Source organism: Oscillospiraceae bacterium, from assembly GCA_022483045.1.
GTDB lineage: Bacteria > Bacillota > Clostridia > Oscillospirales > Acutalibacteraceae > Caproicibacterium.
This window is the reverse complement of the sequence record JAKVOA010000002.1, coordinates 1-16,157: the sequence shown is the minus strand read 5'-3', so window position 1 is coordinate 16,157 and position 16,157 is coordinate 1. Positions and strand designations below refer to the sequence as shown.

Here is a 16,157-nt window from a genome sequence, read left to right as displayed (position 1 = left end):
GGTGCTGATCAAGAGACTTGGGGCTTCCCAAATGAGCTTGCAAAAGCAGCATGTGGTTACACATGTATTGCTCGCACAGTAATATGCTATGTGAATTGATGATAAGATCTGAACTTCTTCTATGCGCTAGTGAAAATGCTTGGCGTGGGCAGAATCGAAATCGCTTTGTCACACATTAGATAGAAGATATTGAAAAATTCAAGAATATCTTGAAGGATGTTGCTGATTATGCTAAACTAAATATATGTATAGGCTACATTCATCTGAATCAAAGAGGAAATCGCAATGGCTATGAATTACGATAAATTATGGAAACTTCTTATTGACAAGAAAATGAACAGAACAGACCTGCACAAGCAGGCGCATATCTCAACAAATGCCATAGCTGCAATGGGAAAGGAAGAAGATGTATCCACGAGGGTTCTTGATAAAATCTGCAAGACTCTTGATTGCCAGCTTGAGGATATTGTCACCTGTATCCGTGATGAGGATGAATAAAATGCCAATGGATAGGTTAATGCAGTCATGAGGAGCGGATGACGTGTGGTGTAAGAATTGCAATATAGAGACAAATGAAAAAAACTGCCCCATCTGCGGAGAAGAGACAGTCGGAGATATACCAACAGAAGTTTATTGGTGTGAAAACTGCCATGTTCCGGTGATGCAGGAAGTCACTCAGGCAGACAAGGGAATCTGTCCTCAATGTGGTAAACCGATGAAATATATGACCGCGGATATCCGTCCTGTATTTCCGGAGGAAAGACTTATGATTGAGATTTTGCTGAAAAAGAAACCCTATCAGTGGGCGGGAGATTCTGTATGGGCAGCAAATAATAGATACTACATTAATGGTAAGGCGATAGCTTTGCCGAGCAAATTGTTTAAGGAGGCTAATGCCGATGGCTATATTAAACAACTTCAGAAGTACAAGGATGATAATCCTCACGAGTACTTTGAGAAGAACATTCAGGCCTTCACGGAAGCTAATAGGACGCGACTTGACTACCTAATTGACGAGGCACATCGATTTATAAAAAAGTCAGCAGAAATGTTCCCGGAAGAGAATATTGTATTGTCTTTTTCTGGAGGCAAAGATTCAACGGTAACTGCTGACCTCGCGATTAAAGCGTTAAGCGATCCGAGCCTAGTTCATATTTTTGGCAATACGACACTTGAGTTCCCGCTTACGATTAAGTATGCAGAGCGATACCGTAAGAACCATCCGCAGGCCATATTCAAAGTTGCGAAGAACAACGAACAGGTCTTCCAAGATGTATGTGAGGATATAGGGCCGCCTGCCCGCATGATGCGGTGGTGCTGCTCAATGTTTAAGACTGGCCCAATTACAAGGGTAATAAATGGACTCTATCGAAACCAGCAGATTTTGACTTTCTACGGAATCAGAAAATCCGAATCAGTTGCGAGAAGCAAGTATAACAGGATTGAAGATGATGCGGAATCTGTCAAAATCCAACAGCAGACAGTAGCTTCGCCGATTTTCTTTTGGAAGGATATGGATATATGGCTTTACATTCTGTCTGAGAAGATTGATTTTAATGATGCCTATCGTCTGGGGTATGATCGGGTAGGGTGCTGGTGCTGTCCAAATAATAACCAGAGAGCACAGTTCCTATCGAGGATATACATGCCGGAGAAATCAAAGAAATGGCGTGAATTTCTCATTAAGTTTGCCGAGAAAATTGGAAAACACGATGCAGAGGAATACGTCGATTCCGGATCCTGGAAAGCAAGGCAGGGCGGCAATGGCCTGGCTGCGGCAGGCGATGTAAAGATCCGTTTTACAAACTGCACAACTGAGGAGCATGCAAAGATATATCGTCTGGTTCGACCAATGGATGATGAGTTTTTGAATATGTTGACTCCGTTTGGACGAGTGGCACCGGAGCTGGGTCAGAAATTGCTGCATGAAGTACTTGTTCTTGATGTTAAATCTAATGTGGCAATTTTGTCGGTACAGCCATTTGAACAGGATGGATATGAGCATGCGGTGAAAGTCCGCACGATGAATGTGCAAAGTCATGATGGCTTACAGCATATGGTCAGCTATCAGGTCAGAAAATTCAATGCATGCAGGAAGTGCCTTAAATGTGAGTCTTTGTGTAAAGCCGGAGCAATTTCCATTTCGGAAGATGGTTATCACATTGATCCAAACAAATGTGTGCATTGCAAAATGTGCGTGACAGCCAAATATTTACGCGGCGGCTGCATGATGGACAAATACCTGCGAACGAAGGATTAGGAGGAAATTAGGACATGGCCACGAAGTTTCGAGCCCATGAAACATTTTTTATAAGAAAAGGGTGGCTTAGCAAAGGCATGCGTTATGTCTCGCAGAAGCCTGATGTTTTTGTAGACAAAAGAGAAAACCCTATGGATGTTCTTGGAATCGGAGCGAATATGGTCAAGTCACTGCGATACTGGCTTCAAGCGGTAGGATTAACTTATGAGCCACCTAAGGGAAGACGAGTGCAGACACTTACAGACTTTGGAACTCTGGTTTTTGAACATGATCCTTATACGGAAGAACTTGGTACGCTCTATCTTTTACAATACAAGTTGGTGACAGAAGCGGACATGGCACCTTCGTGGTATTACTTTTTCAATAGATTTACCATACAGGATTTCGGCAAGGAGGATTTTCTAGAACAAATTCAAAATGACCTCAAGATGAAGGGGGAAAAAGGTGTGGCTATACGATCGCTTACGGACGATTTCACATGCCTTATAAACACCTATGTCCCGAAATACAAATCCAATCCGGCTAAAGATTCACCAGAGAATAACATTACCTGCCCATTTGGTGAGCTTGGGCTCATAGATATCATAAGCAAAGAGCGTGGCAACTTTATCTACAGAAAAACTATACCAGCAGCCAGAAGTTTTAATCCTTGGGTGATTATGGCTGTGATATCTGATCGTGCAAAGGGTAGGAAAGAAATAGGGCTTAATGAGCTACTGACGGCAGAATGCAATATCGGTAAGGTATTTAACTTGGACTCAATTTGTATGCTTGAAGTCCTCCATGAAGTTGAAAAACTTGGTGAAATCAAAATTATCCGTACTGCGGGGTTGGATGTAATACGAATCAATTCTGAGCGAACATTTGAAGAATGCGTGGAAAATTACTATGCCGATATTGAGAGGGTAAATTCATGAGCAAGATGATACGAGTCAAGTCAGGATTCCAATATTCTGTGAATATTGGTTATGACTTGAATCACGACGATAAACTGAAGAATTTTATACCCACAAAATCGTCCCTGCAACTACTTAAGGATATTCTTCTGAGCATGAAACCTGATTCCACAGAGCGTGCAAGGGTTCTTGTCGGTGCCTATGGAAAGGGTAAGTCGCATATCGTCCTTACGATTCTATCGATATTGATGCAACGCAACAGGAATTTGTTTGTGCATCTGATACCTAAAATTGATTCCGATCCTGAACTGAAGCAGTTGGTTGATAATTATTATTCAGACCCGAAGAATAGAATTCTTCCTGTCATTATCAATGGTACCAGTACTAGCCTTCCGCAGGCATTTCTTCTCGCTTTGCAGAGGACTTTGAATGATAATGATTTGGCCCTCATGCCTGAAACTAATTATAAAGCAGCGGTAAAAGCAATTCAGAAATGGAAGGAGAACTATCCGGAAGTATACGAGAAATTCAAGAAAAAAATCAGCCTTCCGATAGAAGCCTTCATTTCCGAACTTGAAGACTACAATGTAGAGATCTATGAGGAATTTGAGCGCATTTATCCTTCATTGACAGCAGGAAGTCTCTTTAATCCTTTCGTAGGTTTTGATGTAGTTGATTTGTACGAAAGTGTAGCAAAGAGCTTAAAAAAATGGGGATACTTGGGCTTATATGTGGTTTACGATGAGTTCAGTAAATTTCTGGAAGCTAATATCACAGCAGCATCTGTAAGTGATACTAAGATGCTTCAGGACTTTGCAGAAAAATGCAATCGAAGCGGCAATGCGCAGATGCATCTGCTGCTGATCTCCCATAAAGAAATATCGAATTATATCGATCAGCTGCCCAAGCAGAAGGTTGATGGATGGCGAGGAGTTTCTGACCGTTTCAAACATATACATTTGAACAATAATTTTGCTCAGACATATGAGATTATTTCTACCGTAATTATTAAAGATCCGGATGAGTGGAAGGACTTTTGTGACAACCCGAAGAACAAGAGTAAATTTGACGAACTGATAAGTCGCTACAAAGAGCATGCTTTATTTAGTGACTCAGCAGAAAACGAACTTGAAACTACAATTTATGGGTGTTATCCATTGCACCCTGTGTCGACTTTTATACTCCCAAGACTGTCTGAGAGAATTGCCCAGAATGAACGTACTCTCTTCACGTTCTTATCTGCAGAAGGCCCGTCAACCCTTTCGTCATTTCTTAAACGACCAGGAAGGCCCGGATTTAAACTGCTCACACCAGATCTGATATTTGATTACTTTAACCCGGTGTTCCAGAAGGAGCCAATCACTGGCGAGATGCATAAGAATTATATTCTTACGATGATGATTCTGGAGCAGATCAAAGACAATGAACTTGAAAGTAAGATTGTGAAAACGATCTCATTGATCTACATGCTTGAGCAATTCGACAAGCTAAAGCCAATTAAGGAAGAGTTGGTAGGCATCTTTGGTATGGAATATCCTACAGATGAAATCGATGCTGCCATCGAACATCTTATCAAGGATGAATATGTCATATATCTCAAGCAGAGCAACGGCTATTTGAAACTGAAACAATCATCCGGAGTTGATGTTGAACAGAAGATTGCTGACACGGTTGCTTCTCTGGAATCAAGCTTTTCCATGAAAGAAGCTTTGAATGCTTCAAACGTTGATAATTACCTGTATCCTTCCAAATACAATGATGAAAAGGAAATGATTCGCTACTTTGAGTTCGAATTCGTGGAAGAGCAGGAACTTGAAGGAGATATTGACTGGGAAAAGAAATCTGAAACATTACGAGCAGATGGTGTAGTTTATGCTATTGTTCCGGAAAACGATGAATCATTGAAGTCGGTTAGAGAAAAAATACTTACATCCAGCAAGGGTGTAGAAAGATGTATTTTTATCATTCCCAAACGTGTCGCAAAAATCCGGCAGACTCTGAAAGAATTTGAAGCGGTCAAAATCCTTCGAGATGATTCGAAAGAAAATTCTGTTTTATTTGAAGAGTATGAGGTTGTCTACGAGGATCTGCGAGAAGTAATCAACAGCTTTATCAGCGGGTACACTCACCCGGAAAGATATAAGTCTCTCTATATATATGGCGGGAAAGAGCGGAATATTCTGAGAAAGACGGCACTTACTGGCTTGGCCTCTGAGATTTGCGATAAAGTTTTTTCAGATACACCCATTATTAATAATGAAGCAATTAACAAGAATGAGATCACTTCTGTGGCGAACACCAGCCGGAGCAAAATTATTGCTGGGTTGCTTCGAAATAAACTTGAACCGAATCTTGGACTTACAGGAACAGGACAGGAAGTTTCAATCATGCGTAGCACTTTGCTTCGAAAGGAAGTGCTGATTGATGACGAATTGGGAACTAGGGTAAACCTGTCACCTTCAGACGATAAGATGAAGAATGTACTTGATGTTATCGTTACTTTTGTTATGAATGCAAAAAAGAGTGGTCAGGTTTCATTCACACAGTTGTATGAGAAATTGGTATCTCCCAAATATCATATCGGGCTTCGTAATGGAGTGATACCAATCTATATCGCTGCTGTCTTCAATAAATTTCATGAAGACATCATTCTTCAGAATGAGTTCGGACAGGTGCCAATAACGGCAGATACCCTTCAGGCAATCAATTCTGCTCCATCAGAATATAAGCTTGAGTTTCTTGATTGGAATCCGGAAAAGCAGCGATTTGTAAATGCAATTGCTAAGATGTTCAGCCGATATGTTATAGAAGCGGAGCAAAATCTTAGCGCGTATGAGTATGTTGCCTTGGCAATGAAGAGATGGTATTTGGCGCTGCCGAAGTTCTCGAAAGAGACAAGAGGGTTCGAGGGAAAACGGGTTGACGCTAGATATCAAAAAATGATAAAGCTTTTGAAGCAAAATCTCAGCGGCCAGGAACTGCTTTTTGAGAAACTTCCTGAAGCGTTTGGGTATAAGGAATTTAATGAAGGGCTTACAGAGAATATTCAGAAGGCGAAAGAGTTCTACGACTTGGCTGTTTCGAACTTAAAAGAACGGTTGATTGGAGAAACGAAGAATATTTTTTCCATCGCATCAAACAGAGCAAATCTGGAAAGAATGTCACTGGCATCGGTAATCAAAGATTGGTGTGAAACACTTGATGAGCATGCTTTTGAACAGCTGTTTGAAGATGGTACTGATAAATGTCTGGGACTTTTTAAGAATGTAACGAATGATGAAAGCACATTCATTTCACGATTGGTAAAAGTCGCCACAGATCTTCGTGTAGAAGATTGGGATGATGATACAGAAAACAGGTTTGTCGAGAATCTGAATATGTATCGGAAGACGGCTGAGGCATTTCACAGTGGGGAAACTACTAGCGATTCTAGAAGTACCACCAGCGCATATGAGATTCATTTTCGGTCGGATGATGGATCATCAGAGATAAAACGCTTTGATAGGGTTGAGCCGAGTAAAAAGGGAAAGTTGCTTTATAACTCCATTATGTCTGAAATTGATTCTATGGGGTATTCAATTCCGGAACAGGAGAAGCGGCAGATCCTTATGGATATTTTAAGAAAGATGTGTTGAGGGAGGCGAATGCATGGCGTATTTTGACAATGCGGCCACTACATATCCTAAGCCGGAATGCGTATACAAGAAAATGGATGAGTTTTATCGTTCTTCCGGAGCAAATGCTGGCAGAGGAAATTATAAACTGGCCCAGAGCGCCGGTGCCTTGATAGGCGAGACAAGGATATTAATACAGGAACTTCTTCATTGTCCAGCAAAACAGGTGGTGTTTGAGCCGACTGCGACCATTGCATTGAATTTGATCATTCAGGGTATTATTAAAAACGGCGCTGCGAATATTTATATCAGTCCGTTTGAACATAATGCCGTAACGCGTACGCTTCATTATTTTGAGAAGGAAGGCAGAATTAAGGTAAAGCAACTGACGGTTTCGGAAGGAATGGAATACGATCTGGAACGCACTCGGTACCAGTTTGATGCGGTGAAGCCTGACTTTGTCATTATCAGCCACGCAAGCAATGTATTTGGCTTGGTTGCACCAGTAGAAGAGATATTTGCACTTGCGAAGAAGTATAATGCCATAACCCTTGTAGATATGGCGCAGACAGCGGGGCTGGTAGATCTGAATGTTGGCCTGTCAACTATAGATTTTGCTGTTTTTTCCGGACACAAGACCTTGTATGGACCAACAGGAATTTCTGGATTTGTTATGGATCCATCTGTGAAATTTCCTTCGATACTCTTCGGAGGAACGGGTTATGAGTCCGCAAATCAGGATATGCCGGAAAGCCTTCCTCAGAAATATGAGATGGGTACATTAAATATTTCTGGAATTGCCGGATTGAACGCTGCGTTGAAATGGGAAAGGGGAAAAACCATAGAAGTAATGTGGGAGAAGGAGCAGGAACATCGGGAAAGGTTGATCAATCTGCTTGAGAGGTATTCCTTTATTAAAATCGTTGGAAGCAGACCTGGATGCAAATATGTAGGAATCGTTTCTGCTCTAATAGATGGAATCAGCAGTGATAGTGCTGGACCGATTTTTGATCGGTGCCATATTGCTGTGCGGACAGGGTTGCAATGTGCTCCTCTTGCACATCAGTTCATGGGAACATATCCGGCAGGTACAATTCGGTTCAGCGTGAACTATTTTACTGCAGAAAAAGATTTTACAGAATTGAAGCAGGCCTTGGATTATATCGAGATGGAATTATAGGAGGTGCGTAATGAGTTTAAAAAATCAGTACATAAAAAGCGAATACCGCTCACTGATAGACAATGTAATTCAGGACTTCTACCTTCCACTCTTACACGAGGCAACATCCTATCGCCGCGCAGTGGGCTTCTTTTCATCGTCCTCACTGGTTGAAATCTCCAAAGGAATAGGAGATATGGCCAGAAACGGAGGGAAAATCGAAATAATTGCTTCCCCATATCTCTCTGAAGAAGATATTGGTGCAATCAAGACCGGGTATGAGAATCGAAATAAGGTCATTGAGGTAGCACTTTTGAGACAGCTTTCTGATGAGCACACAGATTATTTTTCCATGGAAAGATTGAATCTGTTGGCAAATCTGATTGCTGATGGAGTCATGGATATCCGAATTGCGTATACAGATAATAATCATGATCTCGGAATGTACCATGAGAAAATGGGAATTATTGAAGACAAAGATGGAAATCGCGTTGCTTTTTCTGGATCTATGAATGAGTCGATGACCGCCATGGCAATTAATTACGAAACGATAGATGTCTTTTGTGATTGGAGGGGAGAGGAAACAGATCGAGTAAAGCTAAAAGAAAATGCATTTTATTCTATGTGGAATAACGTAGAGCCAAGTCTGCAAGTATTGGAATTTCCGAAAATTTCGGAAGCAATGATTGAAAAATATCGTCGGAAAGAACCGGATTTTGATATTGATAATGAACAGTTTTATAGAAGAATGAATGGATACATAAATGCTTTCAGAGGAAGCAGAAAACAGCCGGATCCGAAGCCTGTCGGTGCCAGAATCCCGGATGATGTAACTCTTCACGATTACCAGAAAGAAGCTATTTCAGTTTGGGTAGGAGAAAATTGCAGAGGAATTTTTGATATGGCTACAGGTACGGGAAAAACTTATACCGGCCTTGGGGCCATCTCCAAACTGTCTGAGGATCTTGACGATGAGCTCGCGGTGATTATAGTCGCACCATATCAGCATCTAGTAGAACAGTGGGTGAAGGATATTAAGCGATTTAATATGAATCCTATTGTTGCCTATGGGGACCCGGCACATAAGGATTGGAGAAAACGTCTTTCAAAGGCAGTGCTTGATCAGAAAATCCGCAGTGATAAAAGATTCTTTTGCTTGATTTGCACGAATGCGACATTTACGGACAAGTTCCTTCAAGAGCAGACTAGTAAAATAAAAACTCCGATACTGCTTGTTGTTGATGAAGCCCATAATTTTGGCGCGAGGTCTTATGCACGGCTGCTTGACGATAGATTTACTTATCGCCTGGCTCTTTCCGCAACACTCAATCGTCATCGCGATGAAGAGGGCACGGCTCTTTTATATAACTTCTTCGGGAAAAAGTGTATAGAGTACACGTTGGAACGGGCCATCGATGAAGACAAGCTTACGCCGTATAAATATTATCCTGTACTGGTTTATCTAAGCGATATTGAACTGGAATCATATGAGCAGTTGTCCTATGAGATGTCCAAATGCTTGATTAAGGGAAAAGACGGAAAATATAAGCTAAATAAGTACGGAGAAATTTTTGCTCTGAAACGGTCTAGGGTAGTGGCCGGCGCGGTGCAGAAATTGGACGCCTTGAGAGAAGTGATTAAGCCATATAAGAACGACCATAATATTCTGGTTTATTGCGGAGCAACTCGAATTGTTGATGAGTCTGACAATACTCCGGATGATGAAAGCGATATCAGACAGATTGAAGCTGTTACAAAAATCCTCGGGAATGAACTCGGAATGAGTGTAGCTCGATTTACATCCGAAGAAAATATGGAACAACGTGCACTCATCAAAGAACATTTTCAGCGAGGAGATGATTTACAGGCGATAGTTGCCATCAAGTGTCTTGATGAAGGTGTGAATATTCCTGGAATACGGACGGCATTCATCTTGGCTAGCACAACGAATCCAAAGGAATATATTCAACGCCGAGGAAGGGTTTTGAGAAAAGCTCCGAATAAACCGTTTGCTGAAATATATGATTTCGTAACTCTTCCAAGACCGTTGGATGCTGTTTCAGGGTTGACGGTCGAGCAGGCCAATAGAGATAAAACGCTAGTTAAAAATGAACTTGCCCGAATCAAGGAATTTGGCAGGCTGGCAATGAATTCGATGGAAGCGAACAATTTAATCTGGGAAATAGAAGAAGTTTACCATTTGAATGATGCAGACACAGAACAGGAGGGTGAGGATTATGAGTGATATCGGCGAGATTCATGTGGATGATAAAGCGGTAGAACGCTTAAAACGCGCCATCATCATCAAAGAGAACATGAATCTGAAGACAAGAACCATGAGTGATACGCAGATGGTCACGTGGATTAAGAAGAAGATCGAGGAGGAAGTGCAATGCTGCTTAAATCAATAAAGCTCGAAAACTTCCGCCAGTTCCGAAATGAATCCATAGATTTTGCCCAAGGTGAAAATGGGAAAAATGTTACTATTATCATCGGTGAAAATGGAACCGGTAAAACGACATTTGCTCAGGCGTTTTTCTGGTGCATGTATGGAGAGACCGAATTTTCAGATAAGATAATCCTCAATAAGATTGTTGCATCGGAGATGACTCCAGGTAGGAAAGAAAAAGTCCGGGTAACACTGAGCCTCCATCACGGAGATGTAGATTATAAGCTTATCCGGGAGCAGACTTATCATAAAGATTATGCCAACAATATCAAAGGTGATAACACGGTCTTTGATATTGAAATGAAAGATGCCGGTGGCAATACTTCTTTTATCAAAAAATTGCAGTGCGAGCTCGAAATAAAAAAGATTTTACCGAAAGAATTGTCACGGTATTTCTTCTTCGATGGAGAGCGCATCGAAAAGATGAGTAAGGATATATCTACGGGGAAGAAGGCCACTGATTTTGCCGAAGCTGTAAAAGGGCTGCTCGGTTTAAATGCGATGATAAGTGCTATCAATCACTTTAATCCGCGTAGCAGTCTCAGTGTAATAGGAAGCTATGAGAAATCATTTAATAGCAAAAGCAATAAAAAGATTGAGGAATATACTGCAGTCATAGAAAAAAGTAAGGCCAGGCTTGAAGAGATCGATGCCCGGCTTGAAGAATTGGATTCTCAGATCGCAGCTGCGCAGACCAGAAGGTCAGAAAAGACAACGGAGATTAAACAGTATTCAGAGGGAGAAAAACTTCAGGAGGAAAGAGAAAAGCTACAGCAAGAGATACGCGGCATTGTTAATATGCGGGCAAATGTCTACAAGGCAATTTGCAAGGATTTTAATTCTTCAATGAGCTCTTTCATCTCACTTTCACTTATGAAAAGAGCCTTGGAATTATTGGCCGAACACGATTTTGTAGGCAAAGATATTCCATATATGCATCAAAAGACCATAGAGTATCTTCTGCGCCGTAAAGTCTGCATCTGCGGGACACATCTTGACGAGGGATCTGTACCATACAATAAGGTAAAAGAACTCATTAATTATCTTCCTCCGCAGTCAATTAGCACGACTGTCGCTGATTTCAAAAAGGAAGCAAAGACTAGGGCTGGTAAGCTTACAGACCTTCCTACGCAGATACAGGAAAATCTGGCCACTATCAGCATGCAGACAGATGATATTACTGATAAAACAGATGAACTGCATGCTATTGAGGCAAAACTCAGTGGCGGAGATGTCAGGGAGAAGGTTCGAGCCATCAACAATGAAATTCAGATTTGCAATGATACCATTACCAAGAGTAATGCAGAGCGCGACCGCTTGAATCGAGAGCGTGGTGGCGTTGAAAAAGAAATGGACCATGCAGATTCTGAACGTCAAAATCTGACTCTTCTTGATGAATCTAATAAAAAGACTCAGATGTATCTGACTTATGCTAAACGGATCTATGATGAACTTAAAAATGTCTATCAGGCAAGTGAGACAAAGATTAGAGAGAGGCTGCAGAATACAATTAATGATATATTCAAGCAGATCTATGAAGGCGATCTGTCACTGACTATTGATTCGAAGTACCATATCACGGTTCAGGCTAACGATTACGAAGGCGATGTTGAAACTTCGACGGCTCAAAGCATTTCTGTAATCTTTGCATTCATCACGGCTATCATCAAAATGGCTAGAGAAAACCGGAATGCAACGGATGAAGATGCAAAACTGCTCTCTTCAGAACCTTATCCGCTGGTAATGGATGCACCACTTTCTGCATTTGACAAAAGGAGAATCAAGACAGTTTGTGAGGCACTTCCGGAAACTGCGGAGCAGGTCATAATTTTTATTAAAGATACTGACGGTGAACTAGCTGAAGAATACATGGGAGATCGAATTGGAAGCCGACACCAGTTTGATAAAAAGAATGAGTTTGAAACAGTACTGATTTAAGGAGGAGCGCAATGTTTGATAAACAATACAGGTTTAAGGGTAGGCATGCTCTTCGAGTGGATCAGTTGACAGGAGTGTTTGATGAGATTAGCAAAGCGAAGCTGTTTGACCGTAATGTTGATGTTTATGCGAATGCTCCGCTGATTGGATTCCTTTATGGGAGAATTGCTGACGTAGATGACTCCAAGAATCCGGAAACGGGTCAGGTCTATAGCCAGAACGTCATGGGTGATAGGGTGATTTATTCCAGTGAGGAGCTTTTATTCAATTTCCGCCTTATCATGTTGCTTGATGCCAATTATGAACCAGATGAAGAAAAGCGAATCAATAAGGCTTTCAGAAACATGGGAGAAGACCCTACAGATGAGAAACGCTTTGACAGTTATGTCAGAGGTGGCGTGGATGTCCTTTATGAAAAACTGATTGAAGGGTCGAATGATCTAGACTCATTTGTAAATCGCCTATTTGAATTTATCAAGGAATTTCAGGATCGGTTCAACAGCAAAATCAATAGCGATGATATCTTGCGGTTGTGTATGAAGAAGTAAGTAGGTGAGGATTTGATGGAAGGTGACAATCGAGAACAGGCTTATCAGCACCTGGTTAATTTGTCAGAGCAGCAAGGATATGTACTCTTCGACGATATCATGAATAGTGCTGATAAGTGGTCACTTCCCATTCAGGATGTTGATTGGCTTTCTAATATGATTACTACTCGTGGGATATTAGTTTATGATTCAGCGCCGGCTACAGCGCGAGACAATGACGATGATGGCATCGATGATTATGCGCAGTGTGACTATGATGCTGTGTTTGATCGGGTTATTGAGATTGATCCGCTACTTGAACCTTTTATTTCTGAAATAAGAAATATCAAACCTCCGCAAACCCATGAAATGGATCAACTGAAATATCAGGTTCAGGAAAGAAATCTGTATGCCCGGCAGCGGGTTATTGAAATGCATTTGCGTTTTGCTGTTAGAATCGCCCTGCAGAGGGTGGAGCAATTTGATTGTGAAATGGCAGATACGCTGCAGGAAGCGTGCTTAGGTTTGATTTATGCTGTAGATAAATATGATCCTGATTCAAGTGGACCATTTGGATCTTACGCTTCCCTGTGGATTTTTCAGAACATATCAAGAACGCAGCCTTCGCAACGCGCAACAATATATTATTCTGTTCATAAAAAAGAGCAATACTTTACAATGTATCCGATATTAAAAGCTCTCGGTTATTTAGATTGGGACGATCTGATGCAATCAAAAGAGGCACGAGTTCTAATTCAGACAAAGCTTGGCTGTACTAAAGAGCAAGCGGAGGATGTGATCAATCAATGCCTGCCGATGGAATCTCTGGATGAGACATATTCAATGTTTTTGAAAAACACTGATGCCTGTGAAAAACATGAGGAGTATTCCATCGAAAGAGAATGGGATTGCTTTTATAAGGAGGATCCTTTCGATGAAATGGAGGGGAGTTTCCTTCGGGATGAAATCGAGGAAGTGATTGCGGGGTTAAAACCTCGAGAGCAACAGGTTATATGTGAGAGATATGGTTTTACTGATGAAAAAGAGAAAACATTAGAAGAAGTTGGTGGTATGCTCGGTGTTACAAGAGAGCGGAGCAGGCAAATAGAATCAAAAGCACTCAAGAAATTAAAGCTCCGGCTAACTGCCAAAGGAGTTACGATGTAACAAATATGATTACAATAAAAGCGATACACACTTTTGCAACGCGAAGGAGAAGTTATGACGGAACGTGAAATTGTGTATAAGGTATTGATGGTAATTGCTTCTCGACAAGGATTCATTTATAGCAGGGATGTAGTTGTATAGTGAACTTGTAACGGTCCTGCCTAATGGATTACAATATCTATTAGAAAAGGAGTACGCCATGCAAACAATAACTGAGGAAACCAAGAAGAAAGTTGTAAAGCTACATATTTAGGACGGCCGCACAATTGCCAGTCTTGCTGCCAAATATGGAATCTGTTACGCCACTGTTTCAAACTGGATTCGCGCTTACCGTGAAGAATGCCAAACAAATGATGCCGCAAAGACCGAAAATGAATTAATGCAGGAAGTTCGACAACTTCGTTAGAAACTTGCAGAAGCTGAAAAGGAAAATGACTTTTTAAAAAAAAGCAGCGGCATTCTTTGCGAAGGAAATCGATTAGTGGCATATCGATTTATCGAGAAACATCAAAGAAAATTCGGAATTCATTGGTTATTAAAACGAATGGGAATATTTCCGAACGCATACTACAATTATCTGAAGCAAGCCAAAGCCATCTATTATGCCAGAAAAAACGAGATTTGCCGTAAAATCAAGGATACCTATCATGAATTTGGTGGAATCCTTGGCTATAGGAGCATGCGTATTTTCCTTGCAAGAGAACACATATTTCTGAGCAAAACTACGGTTCACAAATATATGAACAAAGAGCTTCATCTGCAGTATGTTTGTCGCCGTAAGCACCCTGGGTCCAAAAAAGGACACGCCCACAAAATTTTCCCAAACTTGTTAAACCGCAGCTTTGTGGCAGACAAAGCCAATAAAGTCTGGTGTACAGACTTTACATATGTTTTTCTTACGAACGGTTCCCTGCGTTACAACTGTACCATGATTGATTTATATGACCGCAGCGTGATTGCAAGTGAAACCGGCAAATGGATTACGAGTGATTTAGCAATCAGGACTCTTGAAAAAGCCCTTCATTCCCAAAAGAAGAAACCCCGGAATTTGATATTACATTCCGATCAGGGAAGCCAGTTCACTTCCATTCAATTCATCAGTTATTGCCAGAAACACGGCATCACGCAGAGCATGAGCGCCGCAGGATGTCCTTATGACAATGCTCCGATGGAGCGCTATTACAATACTTTTAAGGCAGAATTGATTCATCGCTTTAATTTCCGAACCGATGAAGAATTGACATATGCTGTTTCAGAGTACGCCTATGTTTGGTACAACCAGATTCGCCCTCATTCGTACAACGATTATCGGACGCCTTATGAGACAAAGTATGGATTGAGTCAATTTAGACAGCAGTGTTACAAAAACGCTTGACCATTACATATTGTGGCCGGAAGATCTACTAATTGATGGAAATTTTGGGCGACGGCTGAAGGCGCCCCTATTAATGATTTAAGAGCAGTCATTTCTACGGACGTATAATGGTTCTATGTCAAGATTTAGCACAAATTAAAATGAGGTTTCCCGGTGCTCAACTGGCCATTTTATGCTCTTTGCTGATTTTACGTTGATAGCATTTTTCATATTCGTCCGGCGGCATCCAGTCACTATAATGGTTCGATTGTCAAGACAAAAATTTGGCAGAAAATTCGTGAGCCAGATATTTCTAAGCTATTTTGTTACGCTACCTGTGCAAAACATGAGTACAGCAGACGAGATAATGAAATTCAAGAAGCTTCTGGATGATGGAATTATTACAAAAGAAGAATTCGAAGAGCAGAAACGAAAGTTGCTAAAATAAACTTCTTATTTTGTCTTATGCCTTGTAAATTACATTTGGAGAGGGAAATTTCAGCATCTTGTCATGTAAACGAGACTCAGACACAGCGCCTTCTGCAGGCAAGTTATAGGGTTGAGACGATGGAAATCTGGACTTATTTCCGAAAGCCGCACTCTTGAGACGATTGCGGAATAGCTGTAGATGCTATAATAGGTACTGGAAGTCCCTTAGACTTGTTCTCTCGAACGGACGAGGTGTGAATTTCGCCTTTTTGGAGCCATTTTTACCCTTGGATAAATTCCCGCGAACAAACAGCAGTCTCCGGTGGATATGCGACATCAATTAGAAGCAGTCGAGCCACGTGGA

At 41.2% G+C, this 16,157-nt stretch carries 11 protein-coding genes and 1 pseudogene; all 12 read left to right on the top strand.

Annotated elements, in window-relative coordinates; all coding sequences use genetic code 11:
* Window positions 1-285 precede the first annotated feature (285 nt).
* Window positions 286-498 (top strand): helix-turn-helix transcriptional regulator, encoded by a 213-nt coding sequence (locus LKE53_08780; GenBank protein MCH3972836.1) that lies wholly within the window; start codon window positions 286-288, stop codon window positions 496-498.
* A gap of 43 nt (window positions 499-541) precedes the next feature.
* Complete coding sequence (locus LKE53_08775) at window positions 542-2,260, top strand: phosphoadenosine phosphosulfate reductase family protein (protein MCH3972835.1); 1,719 nt, start codon at window positions 542-544, stop codon at window positions 2,258-2,260.
* Between the two features lie 14 nt (window positions 2,261-2,274).
* On the top strand, window positions 2,275-3,177 hold the full coding sequence (locus tag LKE53_08770) for a DUF4007 family protein (GenBank protein ID MCH3972834.1): 903 nt from the start codon (window positions 2,275-2,277) through the stop codon (window positions 3,175-3,177).
* Window positions 3,174-6,791, top strand: coding sequence for a restriction endonuclease subunit S (locus tag LKE53_08765; GenBank protein MCH3972833.1), 3,618 nt, complete (start codon window positions 3,174-3,176; stop codon window positions 6,789-6,791). The genes LKE53_08770 and LKE53_08765 overlap by 4 nt, the downstream gene beginning before the upstream one ends.
* Before the next feature lie 13 nt (window positions 6,792-6,804).
* Complete coding sequence (locus LKE53_08760; GenBank protein ID MCH3972832.1) at window positions 6,805-7,950, top strand: aminotransferase class V-fold PLP-dependent enzyme; 1,146 nt, start codon at window positions 6,805-6,807, stop codon at window positions 7,948-7,950.
* 10 nt (window positions 7,951-7,960) lie between these two features.
* Window positions 7,961-10,174 carry a DEAD/DEAH box helicase family protein gene (locus LKE53_08755; protein MCH3972831.1) on the top strand — a complete coding sequence of 738 codons (2,214 nt, stop codon included), beginning with the start codon at window positions 7,961-7,963 and terminating at the stop codon, window positions 10,172-10,174.
* Window positions 10,167-10,340 carry a hypothetical protein gene (locus tag LKE53_08750; protein MCH3972830.1) on the top strand — a complete coding sequence of 58 codons (174 nt, stop codon included), beginning with the start codon at window positions 10,167-10,169 and terminating at the stop codon, window positions 10,338-10,340. The genes LKE53_08755 and LKE53_08750 overlap by 8 nt, the downstream gene beginning before the upstream one ends.
* Window positions 10,322-12,316: an AAA family ATPase gene (locus LKE53_08745; GenBank protein ID MCH3972829.1), complete on the top strand. Its 1,995-nt coding sequence runs from the start codon at window positions 10,322-10,324 to the stop codon at window positions 12,314-12,316. Before LKE53_08750 ends, LKE53_08745 begins: the two co-directional genes overlap by 19 nt.
* Before the next feature lie 11 nt (window positions 12,317-12,327).
* The gene (locus LKE53_08740; protein MCH3972828.1) at window positions 12,328-12,864 is read left to right on the top strand and encodes a hypothetical protein; all 537 of its coding nucleotides are present in this window, start codon (window positions 12,328-12,330) and stop codon (window positions 12,862-12,864) included.
* Between the two features lie 15 nt (window positions 12,865-12,879).
* Window positions 12,880-14,010, top strand: a complete 1,131-nt coding sequence (locus tag LKE53_08735) for a sigma-70 family RNA polymerase sigma factor (protein ID MCH3972827.1) — start codon at window positions 12,880-12,882, stop codon at window positions 14,008-14,010.
* A 199-nt stretch (window positions 14,011-14,209) separates the two neighbouring features.
* A pseudogene (locus LKE53_08730) lies at window positions 14,210-15,385 on the top strand (IS3 family transposase).
* Between the two features lie 346 nt (window positions 15,386-15,731).
* The gene (locus LKE53_08725) at window positions 15,732-15,812 is read left to right on the top strand and encodes an SHOCT domain-containing protein (protein ID MCH3972826.1); all 81 of its coding nucleotides are present in this window, start codon (window positions 15,732-15,734) and stop codon (window positions 15,810-15,812) included.
* Window positions 15,813-16,157 lie beyond the last annotated feature (345 nt).